Below are 15498 nucleotides of genomic sequence, written 5' to 3'. Positions count from 1 at the left end.
GGCGCACGTCGCGCGGGAAGCGGCCTCAGGCCGCGACCGGCTTCGGCTCGGCCACGGACTTCGGCTGCGGCCGCGCGATCGCCAGCGCGATCAGCGCGGCAAAGATGCACAGCGCCCCGGCAATGAAGAACGCCGGCAGGTAGCTCTGATAGATCGTGCGCGACAGTCCGGCACCGAAAGCGGCGGCGCCTGCGCCGAGCTGGTGGCCGGCGAAGATCCATCCGAACACCAGATTGGCGCGCTCGGCGCCGAAGCGCTGCGCGGTGAGGCGCACCGTCGGCGGCACCGTCGCGATCCAGTCGAGGCCATAGAACATCGCGAACAGCGACAGTCCGTAGAACGTGAAGTCGGAGAACGGCAGGAACAGCAGCGACAGCCCGCGCAGGCCGTAATACCAGAACAACAGATAGCGGTTGTCGTAGCGGTCCGACAGCCAGCCCGAGACGATGGTGCCGAAGAAATCGAAGATCCCCATCGCGGCGAGCAGGCTCGCCGCCTGCACCTGCGGGATGCCGTAATCGAGGCACATCGGGATCAAATGAACCTGGACCAGGCCGTTGGTCGAGGCGCCGCAGACGAAGAAGGTCGCGAACAGGATCCAGAACACCGACGACTTCGCGGAGGCCCGCAGCGTGCCCAGCGCGGCGGCCACGATCGGCGCATTGGCCGGCGGCGGCGCGGCAAGCGGCGCCGTGCCCTCGTCGCCGAACGGACGCAGGCCGACGTCGCTCGGCCGGTCGCGCATCACCATCAGCACGGCAAAGGCGGCGACGCCGAGCATGACGCAGACCAGCCCAAGCGCGACACGCCAGCCGTAGCGCTCGGTCAGTGTCGCGAGCAGCGGCAGGAAGGCGAGCTGTCCCGTCGCGACGCTTGCGGTGAGGATGCCGACCACGAGGCCGCGCCGCGCCACGAACCAGCGCGCCGCGATGGTCGCGCCGAGCACCAGCGCGGTCATCCCGGTGCCGATTCCGATCACGACGCCCCACAGCAGGATGAGCTGCCAGACCTGGGTCATGGCGAGCGAGGCCAATAGTCCGCAGACCACGATCAACTGCGCCGCCAGCGTCACGTTGCGCAGGCCGTAGCGGTTCATCAGCGCGGCGGCGAACGGCGCCATCAGCCCGAACAGGATGAAGCGGATCGACAGCGCCGAGGAAATCTCGGCGGTGGACCAGCCGAACTCCTTCTGCAGGGGCACGATGAACACGCCGGGCGCGCCGACGGTGCCGGCGGAGATCAGGGCGGCAAGGAAAGTCACGGCCACCATCACCCAGCCGTAGTGGATGTTGCGGCGGGCGAGGGCGGAAGCAAGCCAGTTCGAGATCATTGTGTTCCGGATCGATTGCGGTGAAAGCTTTGCGTGATGCGCAATATGGCACGAGGGAGCTATGGCTAAAATGCCATAGTTCCCTCGTTTTCGGACTCGTGTTGGAGAACGATAGGATTGAGCCGCGGTCGCAACCGCGAACACGCCGCGCTCCCTCTCCCGCTTGCGGGGGAGGGCTGGGGTGGGGGCTCTCTCCGCGAGTCACATCGTGGGGAGAGCCCCCACCCGCCGCGCGCTACGCGCGCCGCGGCCTCCCCCGCACGCGGGAGAGGCGGAGTGAGCCTGCGGCCAGGGTGATCCACAAGAAGCATTAAGATTACCGAGCGACCCGCTCGACCGCGATCGCGGTTGCTTCACCGCCGCCGATGCATAGCGCGGCAACGCCGCGCTTCAGGTTCTGCGCCTCCAGCGCGTGCAGCAGCGTCACGATCAGCCGCGCGCCGGTGGCGCCGATCGGATGGCCGAGCGCGCAGGCGCCGCCGTTGATGTTCAGCCTGTCCCTGGGAATGCCGAGGTCGCGCTGCGCCGCCATCGCGACCACCGCAAACGCCTCGTTGATCTCGAACAGGTCGACATCGCCGACGCTCCAGCCGACCTTGTCGAGCAGTTTTCTGATCGCCGGGATCGGCGCTGTCGTGAACCACTGCGGCTCCTGGCTGTGGGTGGCGTGGCCCTTGATCTCGGCGAGAACGGGCAGTCCATCGCGATCGGCGAGCGAGCGCCGGCTGAGGATCAGTGCTGCGGCGCCGTCGGCATTGGCCGATGAGGCGGCCGGCGTGATGGTGCCGCCCGCTCGGAACGCCGGCTTCAGGCCGGGGATTTTTGCCGGATCGACCTTCAGCGGGTGCTCGTCATTGGCGACGATGCGCGGGCCGGCCTTCTCGGCGAGCGTGATCGGGGCGATCTCGGCCTTGAAGGCGCCGCCCTCGACCGCCTTGCGGGCGCGGCTCAACGTCTCCATCGCGAACGCGTCCTGGTCGGCGCGGGTGAACTGATAGGCCTCCGCGGTCGCCTCGCCGAAATCGCCCATCGAGCGACCGGTCTCGTAGGCGTCCTCGAGCCCGTCCAGCATCATGTGATCGATGATGCGGTCGTGGCCGGCGCGATAGCCGCCGCGCGCCTTCTGCAACAGATACGGCGCATTGCTCATGCTCTCCATGCCGCCGGACAGCACGATCTCGGCCGAGCCGGCCTTGATGATGTCGTGGGCCAGCATGGTCGCCTTCATGCCGGAACCGCAGACCTTGTTGACGGTGGTGGCGCCGGTGGCATCCGGCAGTCCGGCGCCGCGCGCGGCCTGGCGGGCAGGGGCCTGGCCTTGGCCGGCGGGCAGCACGTTGCCCATGAACACCTCGTCGATGCGCTCGGGCGCAAGTTTTGCGCGTTCGAGCGCAGCCCCGATCACATGCGAGCCGAGCTTGTGCGCCGGCAGCGGCGCGAGCTCGCCCATGAAGCGGCCGAGCGGGGTGCGGGCGGCGGAGAGGATGACGACGGGATCGGTGCTGGTTGCCATGGCAGGAGTCCCTTCAATGCCGGGAATTTGATTGAATTATTGTCATCATATAATGCAATGCAAAAAATGCAACTGCGGCTCTCATGACAAAATGTCGTGTTCGCATGAGTTGGGGATGGGATCGTTCCGCCATCACCAATGTCGTCCTGGCGAAAGCCAGGACCAATAACCACCGACTTGTGTTGTTGGAGGGTAGCGGCCCCAGCATAGCGAGGCAATTCGCATTCGGGGTAATGGGTCCTGGCCTTCGCCAGGACGACGAGGATGGTCCTCGATTCATGATGATGCCGGGGAGAATGAGAGCGCACGGTTGCTTCCCAGGCGTCGTCTCTGCGAAAGCCAGGACCCATACTCCGCAGCGGATATTGTGAATGGGACTCGTCGTTCGGGCGTCGCTCAACGATGACGGCCTGTGGTTATGGGTCCCTGCTCCCGTGCGCAATTGCGCACTAGGCAGGGACGACACCGAATAGGTGTCCGCATCTCGACCCACGTTCGTGACGATCGCGATTCGCCCCTCGATCGGGTGAGACGGACAAACCATACACTGGCTTGGTCTTCGCTTGCGTCGTCGGGCAAATCAGTGATTGAGAATTTCGCAGGGCGGCGGCATCCGAGCTTGTCTGCGAGCTGATCTAATCAAACCGCCAGGCGCCGAGCAGAAATCGTCGCTTCGGCGCGGAGCCCGCTTGTTTCTGCACGTCCGGCAGGTCGACGGCATAACGCCGCATCAGCAGCCGGATTGCGATCGCGATGATTACAAAGGGCATCAGGTAGATCGCGAAAACTTCGAAGGCGTTCATGTCGTCCTCCGCAGGCATGCTAGCACGACCACCTCGCGGGCAGCTAAAACTGTACCGGCGCCGCTGAGTTGGCGTTAACCGAATTCCCGAGCGCCGATCAATTCAAGGTTGCGGAATACGGGTCTGTTTACCGATCCGGCGCTAGGGCTGGCGGATTGTGCAATGGAAAGTCCCACCGCAATGTCCGTGATCGCCGTCGAGCAGCCGTCCGCCCGCATTCCGCTCTCCGTCAAGATCGGCTTCAGCGCCTTCATGGCTGTCCTGGTGCCGGTGTACACCTACTGCTACGGGCCGACCAACTTTCTGTATTTCTGCGATGTCTGCCTGATCCTCACCTTGGTCGGGGTCTGGACCGAGAGCGCGCTGTTGATTTCGATGTGTGCCGTCGGACTCCTTGTGCCGCAAACATTTTGGGTGATCGACTTTCTCGCCCATGTCGCCGGCTACTCGCTCACCGGAATGACCGACTACATGTTCGACCAGAACCTGTCGCTGTTCCTGCGGTTCCTGTCGGGCTTCCACGGCTGGCTGCCGTTCCTGCTGCTGTTCCTGGTCTGGCGGCTCGGCTATGACCAGCGCGCGCTGATCGCCTGGGGCGTGCTGGCATGGGCGCTGCTGCTGATCTGCTACTTTGTGATGCCGGGACCGCGGCCGGACCCGGGCATGACCCCGGTCAACATCAACTACGTCTTCGGCACCAGCGACAGGGCGGCGCAAGGCTTCGTGCCGCCGCTGGTGTGGCTGGCCGGCCTGATGATCGGCCTGCCACTGCTCGCCTTCATACCCACCCATTTCATGCTGCGGCGCGCCGCGCCGCCGATGTAGGGCCTGCGCTTCGCGAGGCTACGCCATCACGTCGCTGCGGATACCATCGTGCATGGCCGCATGCGGCGGCCTCGATTGACACCAATCGACTCGGCGCTACGCTGACGGAACAGAGCGTTTTCCCAAGCGACTCGAGACGAATTCAAAGCGCCGCAAGCACGACCAAGAAGCAAGACCCAGAAGAACAAGGAAAAGGGCAGGACACGCCGTGACACGCGTCATCGCGTCTTGAGCGGGACCACGCGGACCTCCGCGCTCGCGCCATTTCGCATCCGCAGCTATCGCTTTCAATGGCCGTCCGATCTGCTCACCTCCTGGGCGTTCGAGGTCGAGACGCTGGTGCTCGGCTGGTACATCATGGTCGAGACCGGCTCGGTGCTGCTGCTGACCGTGCTGGCGTCGCTGCAATATGTCGGCACCCTGGTCGCGCCGGTCGTCGGCATGATCGGCGACCGCATGGGGCACCGCGATCTGCTCGCCGTGATGCGCTTTGCCTATACGGTGCTCGCCGGCACCATCATGACGCTGGCGCTGACCGGGCATCTCGCCCCGCTGAACGTCATGATCATCGTCGCGATCATGGGTGTGATCCGCCCGTCGGATCTCGGCGTGCGCGGCGCGCTGCTCGCCGACATCATGCCGCCGGAGCAGTTGGTCGGCGCCATCAGCCTGGCGCGCACCACGCAGGACTCGGCGCGTATCGCAGGAGCCCTGACCGGGGCCGGATTGTTCGCGGCGCTCGGCATCGGCTATGTCTATGTCGGGATCGCCGGCTTCTATTTCGTCGCCGCCATCCTGATGCTCTGCATGAGCCGCCCCAAGTCGCATGGCACGACCGATCTCGCGGCGGGCGACGCGCCGGGTTCAAAGCTGCTGCGCGACCTCAAGGAGGGCATCGTCTATGCGTGGAGCGGCCCGGGCATGCGCGCCGCCCTCTGCGTCGCGTTCCTCGCCAACCTCACGGCGTTCCCGCTCACCAACGGTCTGTTGCCCTATGTCGCGCGCGACATCTTCCATACCGACCAGACCGGGCTCGGCTATCTCTCGGCCAGCTTTGCGGTGGGCTCGCTGATCGGCTCGATCACGCTCAGCATGGCCGGCGGGGTACGCATCGCGCGGCTTCTGATCGGCGCGACGCTCGCCTGGTACGCCATGCTCCTGGTGTTCGTCGAGCTCCGGACCATGCCGGTCGCGATGGCTTGCCTGCTGCTCGCCGGCATCGCGCAAAGCATGTCGATGATCTCGGCCGCCGTGATGCTGATGCGCAATGCCAGCGCGCATCTGCGCGGCCGCGTCATGGGCGTGCGCATGATGGTGATCTACGGCCTGCCGCTCGGGCTGCTCGCCGCCGGCAGCCTGATCGACCTGATCGGCTACACCGCGACCGGCACGCTGCTCGCCGCCGCCGGCTTCATCGCCATGCTGGCGATTGCGCTGCACTGGCGCGCCGACCTCTGGCCGACCCACGCCCCGGCCAACGCCCGGTGAGGGGCGCGGCGCGATGCCGCGCCGCGGTCGCCGATGCGCCAAAAGGACGCGACAGCGCGGGCAAGCTGTCGTAGATCATTCTCTACGCTCCCATTTCCAGTGCCAAGTTCCAGTGCCAGGCCTTTTTCGTTTGATATTGTAATGCTCCGTCTTTTGACCCGCCTTGGACTGCGCTTCGACGACATCGTCGAGGAGCGCCGATTTGTAGACCAGTACGTGCGGGGCAATATCGGCTGGACGCAGGTCGCGATGCTGCTCGGCGCCTTCACCTATGCCGGATATGCGTTCTGGGATTGGGTGCTCTATCCCGACGTCGTGGCGACCACGCTAGCGATCCGCGGCGGGGTCGCCGTGCTGGTCCTGCTGCCGCTCACCGCCTTGCTCTCGGTGCCGGCGATGAAGCCGTGGGCCGAGACGATCTTCCTCGTCTATTGCGTCGTTCCAGGCTGCGTGTTGCCGAGCGTCTACCTCGTGCTGCCCTCCGGATTCACCTATGCGGCACCCGGCGTGATGATGGTAATCCTGTTCGTCTCGACCATGCTGCCGCTGCGGATCGGGCCGCTGGCCGTGTTCTGTCTCACGACGTGGATTGCGCTGTGCATCGCTGAATCGCTCGGGCCGGCGTTGCCGCCGGGGCTGCGCTTCATCAATCATTCCCTGGTCCTCAACGCCTTTGCGCTGTCGCTTTACGCCGTCGCCGCCCGCGAGTTCCGCGCGCGCCGGCAGTTTCGGACGGCGCAGGCGCTGAAGCAGGAGAAGGAGCGCTCGGAAGCCTCGTTGCGCGATCTGCACGCGACGCAATCGCAGCTCGTGCAGGCCGAGAAGCTGGCCTCGCTCGGGCAGCTCGTCGCCGGTGTCGCACACGAGGTCAGCACGCCGCTTGGCCTGGCGCTGACCACGTCGACGACGATGGAGGCGGACCTTCGCGCGATGGGCGAGGCGCTGAACGGCGCAGCCGTCCGGCGCTCCGACCTGACAAGGGGCATTGCACGGATCGAGAACGGCCTTCGACTGACCTCGGAAAACCTGCATCGGGCATCCGAGATGGTGCACAGCTTCAAGCAGGTCGCCATCCACCAAGCCGACGAGGAGCGCCATACATTTGAGCTCGGCGGATGGCTCTCCGAGCTGATCGCAAAGCTCGGGCCGCTGCTGTCCCGTCAGGGATTGATCGTCGAACTCGACTGCCCGCAAGGCATCGTTCTGAACAGCTATCCCGGCGCGCTGGCGCAGGTGATCAGCAACCTGGCGTTCAACGCGGCGGCGCACGCTTATCCCGACGGCCGCGGCGGACGCTTCACCATGACGGTGACGCAGCCGGATCAGGCGCTCGCCCGGATCGCCTGCGCCGACCAAGGCGTCGGCATCCGCGAGGATCTGCAGGCCCGCGTGTTCGATCCGTTCTTCACCACCGGGCGGGAGCGGGGCAATATCGGCCTCGGCCTGCACATCGCCTTCAATACCGTGGTGTCGTCGCTCAGCGGCCGGATCGCGCTGGAGAGCGAACCGGGCCGCGGCACGCTGGTGCTGATCGAGATCCCCGTCTCGAGCTGAGCGGGCGGGCCGACCTCGGGCCGGTGCAGGTGCCTGCGAACGCGCGGCGAAGGTCACCCGCAGCAGCGTAGCCCGGATGAGCGAAGCAATATCCGGGGCATCCGGCCCCGCGTGTGTCGGCGCTCATGCGGGCTACAGGTGCTACAAGCTTCAGCAACTCATGGGGAGTGGACGATGTGTTCCGACTTGGCAGCGCTGCTACCAAGAGACAAATTCGATACGGAGAGGGCCGAGGCCATCGTCGCCTCGGGTTTCCCAGCTGTCGAGCCGATCGTTCCGGCCCTGCTTGAATGGATGCAGGACATGAACTGGCCGGTCGCTCGAGTGCTGCAGCCATTTTTGGCGGGGATCGGTACGCCGCTCTATCCGCACCTTCGACGCATTCTGCAAACAGATGACGACGTTTGGAAGAATTGGACGCTGCGCTTCATCGTTGCGCAATCAGCAGAGCTGCAAGCAAAGCTTAGGACGGACCTTGAACGCCTTGCCACCAGCCCGACGGCAGGTGAACAGGCAGAAGAACTTGATATCGTCGCCAAGGACCTCTTGAGTTGACAGGCGCTGCTAAGCTAGTCGCATTCAGTTACCCGTAGCCCGGATGAGCGAAGCGAGATCCGGGGCATCCGGCCCCCGCATGTCGCTTCGCTCATGCGGGCTACAGATGACATGTCGCGGCGCTCATACGGGCCACAGGTGCTGAACCGCTACCGCTTCCGGTCCAAAAACCCCTGCAGCAGGCGCTGCGGCTCGCCGGTCTGGAACGACTTTCCGAACACGCCGACGCTGAGGTTCACCGACTCGGTCAACGGCAGCTCTTCCCATTGCCGCAACAGGTCCTTCTGGATCCGCAGCGCCTCGGGGCCGCACTCCAGCAGTGCATTGACGGTGTGCTCGACGGCGTCGTCGAGGCCGCCGGGTTTTGCCACGGTGTCGACCAGGCCCCAGGCGAGCGCAGTTTTGGCGTCGATGTTCTCCGCGGTCATCATCAGCCAGCGGGCGCGGCCCCAGCCGATCAAGCGCGGCAGCAGTGCGGCGTGGATCACCGAGGGGATGCCGACGCGCACCTCGGGCATGCCGAACATCGCGTCATGCGCGGCGACGCGGACGTCGCAGGCGGCCGCGACCTCGAGGCCGCCGCCGAGGCACCAGCCGGGCAGGCGGGCGATCACCGGCGCCGGGAATCTGCGCACGGCCTCGCAGAGGTCGCGCAGCCGGCTGATGAATGCTTCGGCGGATGTCTGGTCGAGCGTCGCCATTTCCTTGATGTCGGCGCCGCCGATCATGCTGCGCTCGCTTTCGCCGGCCAGGATCACCGCGCGGATGCTCGGATCGGCGGCCAGATGCTCAAAACCCTCGCGCACGCCGTTGGTGACCGCGGAACTCACGATGTTCAGCTTGCCGGCGTTGCAGATGGTGAGGCGGACGACGCCTCTGTCGTCGCGGGCGATGCCGCAGTGGGGATTGAGCATGTCCATGGAAAAGCCCCGGCGCAGGAATGGATCGACAAGTCATTTCGGGATGGTGCGCAAGCACCAGACCCGGAATCTCGAGATTCCGGGTCTGGTGCTTGCGTCGCCCCGGAATGACTTGCGCCATGTCCCGGACAAAGCATGGCTCTGTCAAGGGACCGGGTGCGGCGGTTGCGCCGAGGGATGCGGATCTATAGAATTATATGCGTCATATAAATGGAGCCGTCATGACCGCCGCCGAAAGCATCGATCTTCGTTCGCCCGATCTAACGCGCACCCGCGTGGTGGAATGGCAGGCGCCCGGACCGGTGGCGAAAGCGGCGCTGCCGATGTCCGGGATCGAGGCGATGCGCGCGATCCGCGACGGCCGGTTGCCGCCGCCGCCGATGGCCAAGCTGATCGGCTTCCGCATGGCCGTGGTCGAGCAGGGGCGCATCGTGATGGAACTCGAGCCGCATGAGAGCCTGGAAAACACCATCGGCCTGCTGCACGGCGCCACCGCCGCGGCGCTGCTCGATACCGCGATGGGCTGTGCGATCTCGACCATGCTGCCGGCGGGGCAGACTTCGGTGACGCTCGACCTCAAGCTGACCTATCTGCGGCCGCTGTCGGCACGGTCGGGCACCATCAGCGCCGAAGGCAAGGTGATCAAGCTCGGGCGCCAGACCAGCTACACCGAGGGCTTCGTCCGCGACGACAAGGGCAATCTTGCGGTGCACGCGACCGCGATGTTTTCGATGCTCGGCGGGGAACCGAAAGTGGCCGACAAGGCGAAATAACTGCAGCATTCCGGCCGCAAATCTGCTATTATATGATTAGAAACATTCCATGAGACCGGCATGCGCTATTCGAAAGAACACAAGCAGGAGACCCACGCGCGGATCGTCAAGAAGGCCGCGACGCGGCTGCGCGAGCGGGGCGCCCACGGCATCGGCGTCGCCGACCTGATGAAGGACGCCGGCCTGACCCATGGCGGCTTCTACGCGCATTTCGACTCGCGCGAGGCGCTGGTGATCGAGGCCTTCAGCTACGCGATGGACCGCGCCATAGAGCGCTGGCGCAAGGTCGCCGCGGACACGCCGCCGGAGAAGCGGCTTTCGACCATCATCGACGGCTATCTTTCGGCGGTGCACCGCGACGATCCCGGCCAGGGCTGCGCGATCCCGGCGCTCGGCGCCGAGATCGCCCGCGAGAGCCCGAAGACCCGCAAGGCGTTTGCCCTCAAGCTCGACCAGATGATCGACATGATGGCCGACCAGATCATCGACGTGCCGCGCAAGACCGCCCGCAAGCAGGCGATGGCGACGCTGGCGACCATGATGGGCACCATCGTGATGTCGCGCATCGCCGGCAGCGGCGAAATGTCCGACGAGATCCTGTCGGCGGGCCGCGAGGCGGTGCTGGGGCGCGCCGCTGGGGCCAAGGCACCGGCGAAGAAGAAGGTGAATTAGCGCTTTAAGCGCCAACTGGCGCGGCGCGCCTAATACTCGGTCCGTCACCCTGAGGAGCGCGCATCGCGCGCGTCTCGAAGGGTCGACGGCCACCAGCCGGGCCGTGCATCCATCGAGACGCGCTACGCGCTCCTCAGGATGACGGGAATAACACGGTGTCCGCCTCACACCCCGCTGAACAGCGCGCGCTCGGCTTCCACCGTCTCGTAGATGTAGTCCGCCACCGCGCGGATGCGGGCGAGGTCCTTGCTGTCGGCGTGCATCAGCAGCCAGAAGGTGCGGGAGATCCGCAAGTCGTCCGGCAGCACCGGCTGCAACTCGGGGTGGGCCGTTGCCATGAAGTGCGGCAGCACGGCGATGCCGAAGCCGGCGATGGTGGCGTTGAGCTGCGCGATCAGATTGGCGCTGCGGAATTTCGCCGAGATCTTCGGCGAGACCTGCGGCAGATAGTCGAGCTCCGGCGTGAACAGGAGCTCCTCAATGTAGCCGACGAAGCGGTGCCGCGGCAGGTCGGCGCGCGCAACAATTGCCGGCGCCTGGGCGAGATAGGCGGGTGCGGCATAAAGCCCGAGCGTGTAGTCTAGGAGCTTGCGGCCGACGATGCGGCCTTCCTTCGGCATGGTCAGGCTGATCGCGATGTCGGCCTCGCGCTTGGAGAGCGAGAACAGCCGCGCGGTGGCGACGAGCTGCAGATCGAGATCGGGATACCGCTCGGTGAACTTGACCAGCCGCGAGGCCAAAAAGTGGCTGCCGAAGCCGTCGGGCGCGCCGATCCGCACCGTGCCGGTGAGGTGGGCGCGCGAGCCGCCGACCGCCTCCTGGTTGGCGACGATGGTGGATTCCATCGCCTCCGCGCTGTCGGCGACGCGCTGGCCGGCCTCGGTCAGCAGATAGCCGGTCTTGCGCCGATCAAACAGTTTTGCGGAGAGGTGGCGCTCCAGCCGGTCGACACGGCGGATCACTGTGGCATGATCGACGCCGAGCTGCTTGGCGGCAGCCGAAACCGACCCGCCGCGCACGATGGCAAGCACGAAACGGAAGTCGTCCCAGTCGATTGTGCCGCCGCCTTGATCCAGCATTTCCGCACATCTATGGTGCAATTTATCGGACTTGAATCCCATAAAATGCAGGGTCAATAGGGTTTGTAAAGCGATCCCGCCGCGAGGAGCGGCGATTCAGGTGCTTCAGGGAGGTTTTTCCATGCGCTCAATCGGACATTTCATCGGTGGCAAGGAGGTCAAGGGCACGTCGGGCCGTACGGCTGACGTCTTCGAGCCGATGACCGGCGACGTCCAGGCCAAGGTGGCGCTGGCCTCCAAGGCCGAGCTCCGCGCCGCGGTCGAGAACGCCAAGGCCGCGCAGCCGGAATGGGCCGCCACCAACCCGCAGCGCCGCGCCCGCGTCATGATGCGGTTCCTCGAGCTGGTGCAGCGCGACTACGACAAGCTCGCCGAGCTGCTGGCGCGCGAGCATGGCAAGACCGTTCCCGACGCCAAGGGCGACATCCAGCGCGGCCTCGAGGTCGCCGAGTTCGCCTGCGGCATCCCGCATCTGATGAAGGGCGAGTACACCGAGGGCGCCGGCCCCGGCATCGACATCTATTCGATGCGCCAGCCGCTCGGCGTGGTCGCCGGCATCACGCCGTTCAACTTCCCGGCGATGATCCCGATGTGGAAGTTCGCGCCGGCGATCGCCTGCGGCAACGCCTTCATCCTCAAGCCGTCGGAGCGCGATCCCGGCGTGCCGATGATGCTCGCCGAACTGATGATCGAGGCGGGCCTGCCGGCCGGCATCCTCAACGTCGTCAACGGCGACAAGGAGGCGGTCGACGCCATCCTCGACGATCCCGATATCAAGGCGATCGGCTTCGTCGGCTCGACCCCGATCGCGCAGTACATCTACGAGCGCGCCGCGCAGACCGGCAAGCGCTGCCAGTGCTTCGGCGGCGCCAAGAACCACGCCATCGTGATGCCGGATGCCGACATGGACCAGACGGTCGATGCGCTGATCGGCGCCGGCTACGGCTCCGCCGGTGAGCGCTGCATGGCCGTCTCGGTCGCGGTGCCGGTCGGCAAGACCACCGCCGACCGCCTGATGGAGAAGCTGATCCCGCGCGTCGAGTCGCTCAAGATCGGCACCTCGGTCGATCCGTCGGCCGATTACGGCCCGCTGGTGACCCGCGAGGCGGTCGAGAAGGTCAAGAGCTACATCGACATCGGCATCAAGGAAGGCGCGACGCTCGCGGTCGACGGCCGCGGCTTCAAGATGCAGGGCTACGAGAAGGGCTTCTATCTCGGCGGTTCGCTGTTCGACAACGTCACCAAGGACATGCGGATCTACAAGGAAGAGATCTTCGGCCCGGTGCTCTCGGTGGTGCGCGCCCACGACTATCACGAGGCGCTGGCGCTGCCGTCCGACCATGACTACGGCAACGGTGTCGCGATCTTCACCCGCGACGGCGACGCCGCGCGCGACTTCGCCGCCAAGGTCAATGTCGGCATGGTCGGCATCAACGTGCCGATCCCGGTGCCGATCGCCTATTACACCTTCGGCGGCTGGAAGAAGTCCGGCTTCGGCGACCTCAACCAGCACGGTCCGGACTCGATCCGCTTCTACACCAAGACCAAGACGGTGACCTCGCGCTGGCCGTCCGGCGTCAAGGAAGGCGCGGAGTTCTCGATCCCGACGATGAAGTGATTTCCGGGAACGTCATTGCGAGCGCAGCGAAGCAATCCATCTATCCCCCGCGTGGAAGATTGCTTCGTCGCTTCGCTCCTCGCAATGACGGTGGGGTAACCTTCAGGGCTAGGCGGCGAGATGCAGTTCGCTCTCAACGAGGACCAGATCGCGGTTCGCGACATGGCGCGGGCGTTTGCGGCGGAGAAGATCGCGCCGCACGCGCTCGAATGGGACGAGACAAAGCACTTTCCAGTCGACGTGATGCGCGAGGCGGCAGGCCTCGGCATCGGCGGCATCTATATCAAGGACGATGTCGGCGGCTCGGCGATGACGCGGTTCGACGCGGCGCTGATCTTCGAGGCGCTGGCGACGGGGTGCCCGACCACGTCGGCCTTCATCTCGATCCACAACATGGCGTCCTGGATGATCGATGCCTACGGCAACGACATCCAGCGCCACACATGGCTGCCGAAGCTCTGCACCATGGAGCTGATCGCGAGCTACTGCCTGACCGAGCCGGGCGCCGGCTCCGACGCGGCCGCGCTGCGCACCCGCGCGGTGCGCGACGGCGATCATTACGTGCTCAACGGCCAGAAGCAGTTCATCTCCGGCGCCGGCAGCACCGACCTGCTGGTGGCGATGGTGCGCACCGGCGGCGACGGTCCGGGCGGCGTCTCGACGCTGGTGATCGACGGCAAGACGCCGGGCGTGTCGTTCGGCGCTAACGAGCGCAAGATGGGCTGGAATGCACAGCCGACCCGCGCTGTGATGTTCGAGAACGCGCGCGTGCCGGTCGCGAACCGGCTCGGGGAGGAGGGCATCGGCTTCAAGATCGCGATGGCCGGCCTCGACGGCGGCCGCCTCAACATCGCGGCGTGCTCGCTCGGCGGCGCGCGGGCGGCGCTCGACAAGGCGTTGGCCTACATGAAGGACCGCAAGGCATTCGGCAAACGCCTCGACGAATTCCAGGCGCTGCAATTCAAGATCGCCGACATGGCGACCGAGCTGGAAGCCGCACGCACCTTCCTGTGGCGGGCGGCCGCCGCGCTCGACCGCAAGGATCCGGACGCTTCCATGCTGTGCGCGATGGCAAAACGGTTTGGCACCGATGTCGGCTTCGAGGTCGCCAACCAGGCGCTGCAGCTGCATGGTGGCTACGGCTACCTCAGCGAATACGGCGTCGAGAAGATCGTGCGCGATCTGCGCGTGCACCAGATCCTCGAAGGCACCAATGAAATCATGCGGCTGATCGTGTCGCGCAAGTTGATCGAGGGCGCGCGATGAATGATGCGGCAGCAGCCGAGGGCGACCTGATCGCGCGCAAGGAAGGTTCTGCCGGCATTATCCGGCTCAACCGGCCGAAGGCGATCAATGCCGTGACGCTGGAGATGTTCCACGACATCGACAGGGCGCTCGATGCGTTCGAGGCCGATCCCGATGTCGCTGTCATCGTGCTGGAGGGCGCGGGCGAGCGTGGCCTGTGCGCCGGCGGCGACATCCGCGCGCTCTGGGAGAGCTCGAAGGTCAAGGGCGATCTCGGCAAGATCCTGTGGCGCGACGAATACATCCTCAACGCGCGGATCAAGAAGTTCCCAAAGCCCTATGTCGCCTTCATGGACGGCATCGTGATGGGCGGCGGCGTCGGGCTGTCGGCGCATAGCCGCCACCGCGTGGTGACGGAGCGGACCAAGCTCGCGATGCCCGAGGTCGGCCTCGGTTTCTTCCCCGATGTCGGCGGCACCTATCTGCTGTCGCGCTCGCCGGGTGAGATCGGCACCTATTTCGGGCTCACCGGCACCACCATGAACGGACCCGATGCGATCTACGCCAAATTCGCCGACGCCGTGGTGCCGAGCGCAAAGCTGCCGGCGCTGCGCGAGGCGCTGACCAAGGTTACGCCGGGTACGAGTTCGGCCGAGATTGATCGGCTGATCGGAGGCTTCGCCACTAGCGAGAGGGCTGGCCCTGTCGCCGCGATGCAGGCCAAAATCGACGGCTGGTTCGCACACGGCCGGATGGAGGACGTCGTCGCCGCGCTGACGGCCGACGGATCGGATATGGCGCAGGCCACGCTAAAGACGCTCAGTGAGAAGTCGCCGCGCGGCATGGTGGTGACGCTGAAACTGCTGCGGCTGGCGCGCGCGACCGCGACGCTGGAAGAGTGCCTGAAGCGCGAATATCGCGCCGCGCTCGAGGTGTTCGCCAGCGACGATTTCCGCGAGGGCGTGCGCGCAGCCGTCATCGACAAGGATCGCAATCCGACATGGTCGCCGGCCGGGATCGAACAGGTGACGCCGGAGATGCTCACGCCTTACTTCGCCGAGATCGGCGCTGACGCATTGAAATTTCCCGACAGCAAATAGAAACGTCGCAAGCGGAGGACTTC

Annotated in this window: 14 protein-coding genes; 9 read left to right on the top strand and 5 right to left on the bottom strand. The window is 65.7% G+C overall.

Translation table 11 applies throughout. The features are described 5' to 3' along the window. Nucleotides 1-25: 25 nt before the first annotated feature. The 3 genes from ACVIYL_RS36315 to ACVIYL_RS36305 form a co-directional block, all read right to left on the bottom strand. Nucleotides 26-1330: an MFS transporter gene (locus ACVIYL_RS36315; RefSeq protein ID WP_456780857.1), complete on the bottom strand. Its 1305-nt coding sequence runs from the start codon at nucleotides 1328-1330 to the stop codon at nucleotides 26-28. Between the two features lie 316 nt (nucleotides 1331-1646). Continuing rightward, nucleotides 1647-2843 carry an acetyl-CoA C-acyltransferase gene (locus ACVIYL_RS36310; RefSeq protein WP_456780856.1) on the bottom strand — a complete coding sequence of 399 codons (1197 nt, stop codon included), beginning with the start codon at nucleotides 2841-2843 and terminating at the stop codon, nucleotides 1647-1649. Nucleotides 2844-3478: 635 nt separating this feature from the next. Beyond that, nucleotides 3479-3646: a hypothetical protein gene (locus ACVIYL_RS36305; RefSeq protein ID WP_253609117.1), complete on the bottom strand. Its 168-nt coding sequence runs from the start codon at nucleotides 3644-3646 to the stop codon at nucleotides 3479-3481. A gap of 162 nt (nucleotides 3647-3808) precedes the next feature. On the opposite strand from ACVIYL_RS36305, the gene ACVIYL_RS36300 reads away from it, so the two are divergent. The 4 genes from ACVIYL_RS36300 (at nucleotide 3809) to ACVIYL_RS36285 (ending at nucleotide 8068) form a co-directional block, all read left to right on the top strand. Next, entirely contained in the window at nucleotides 3809-4471 is a 663-nt protein-coding gene (locus ACVIYL_RS36300) for a hypothetical protein (protein WP_456780855.1), read from the top strand. Nucleotides 4472-4699: 228 nt separating this feature from the next. Further along, the gene (locus ACVIYL_RS36295; protein ID WP_431017260.1) at nucleotides 4700-5959 is read left to right on the top strand and encodes an MFS transporter; all 1260 of its coding nucleotides are present in this window, start codon (nucleotides 4700-4702) and stop codon (nucleotides 5957-5959) included. 141 nt (nucleotides 5960-6100) lie between these two features. Beyond that, nucleotides 6101-7513 (top strand): sensor histidine kinase, encoded by a 1413-nt coding sequence (locus ACVIYL_RS36290; RefSeq protein WP_253609114.1) that lies wholly within the window; start codon nucleotides 6101-6103, stop codon nucleotides 7511-7513. 174 nt (nucleotides 7514-7687) lie between these two features. After that, nucleotides 7688-8068: a DUF5071 domain-containing protein gene (locus ACVIYL_RS36285; RefSeq protein ID WP_456780854.1), complete on the top strand. Its 381-nt coding sequence runs from the start codon at nucleotides 7688-7690 to the stop codon at nucleotides 8066-8068. 149 nt (nucleotides 8069-8217) lie between these two features. On the opposite strand, the gene ACVIYL_RS36280 is transcribed toward ACVIYL_RS36285, so the two are convergent. After that, nucleotides 8218-8988, bottom strand: a complete 771-nt coding sequence (locus ACVIYL_RS36280; protein ID WP_253609112.1) for an enoyl-CoA hydratase — start codon at nucleotides 8986-8988, stop codon at nucleotides 8218-8220. A gap of 221 nt (nucleotides 8989-9209) precedes the next feature. Between ACVIYL_RS36280 and ACVIYL_RS36275 the strand changes: the two genes are divergently transcribed. Beyond that, on the top strand, nucleotides 9210-9761 hold the full coding sequence (locus tag ACVIYL_RS36275) for a PaaI family thioesterase (RefSeq protein ID WP_253609111.1): 552 nt from the start codon (nucleotides 9210-9212) through the stop codon (nucleotides 9759-9761). A gap of 60 nt (nucleotides 9762-9821) precedes the next feature. Next, entirely contained in the window at nucleotides 9822-10433 is a 612-nt protein-coding gene (locus ACVIYL_RS36270; protein ID WP_253609110.1) for a TetR/AcrR family transcriptional regulator, read from the top strand. A 164-nt stretch (nucleotides 10434-10597) separates the two neighbouring features. Here ACVIYL_RS36270 and ACVIYL_RS36265 read toward each other — a convergent pair whose 3' ends face one another. Next, the gene (locus ACVIYL_RS36265; RefSeq protein WP_456780853.1) at nucleotides 10598-11512 is read right to left on the bottom strand and encodes a LysR family transcriptional regulator; all 915 of its coding nucleotides are present in this window, start codon (nucleotides 11510-11512) and stop codon (nucleotides 10598-10600) included. Between the two features lie 121 nt (nucleotides 11513-11633). Here ACVIYL_RS36265 and ACVIYL_RS36260 point away from each other — a divergent pair, with 121 nt between their 5' ends. From ACVIYL_RS36260 to ACVIYL_RS36250, 3 genes are all read left to right on the top strand, one after another. Beyond that, nucleotides 11634-13130: a CoA-acylating methylmalonate-semialdehyde dehydrogenase gene (locus tag ACVIYL_RS36260; RefSeq protein WP_253609109.1), complete on the top strand. Its 1497-nt coding sequence runs from the start codon at nucleotides 11634-11636 to the stop codon at nucleotides 13128-13130. A gap of 120 nt (nucleotides 13131-13250) precedes the next feature. Further along, nucleotides 13251-14396: an isobutyryl-CoA dehydrogenase gene (locus tag ACVIYL_RS36255; RefSeq protein WP_456780852.1), complete on the top strand. Its 1146-nt coding sequence runs from the start codon at nucleotides 13251-13253 to the stop codon at nucleotides 14394-14396. Next, a complete protein-coding gene (locus ACVIYL_RS36250; protein WP_456780851.1) occupies nucleotides 14393-15475 on the top strand; it encodes an enoyl-CoA hydratase/isomerase family protein in 1083 nt (360 codons plus the stop codon). The genes ACVIYL_RS36255 and ACVIYL_RS36250 overlap by 4 nt, the downstream gene beginning before the upstream one ends. The last annotated feature ends 23 nt before the right edge of the window (nucleotides 15476-15498 follow it).

Source organism: Bradyrhizobium sp. USDA 3315 (assembly GCF_054056795.1).
This window is presented reverse-complemented; position numbering and strand designations above follow the sequence as displayed.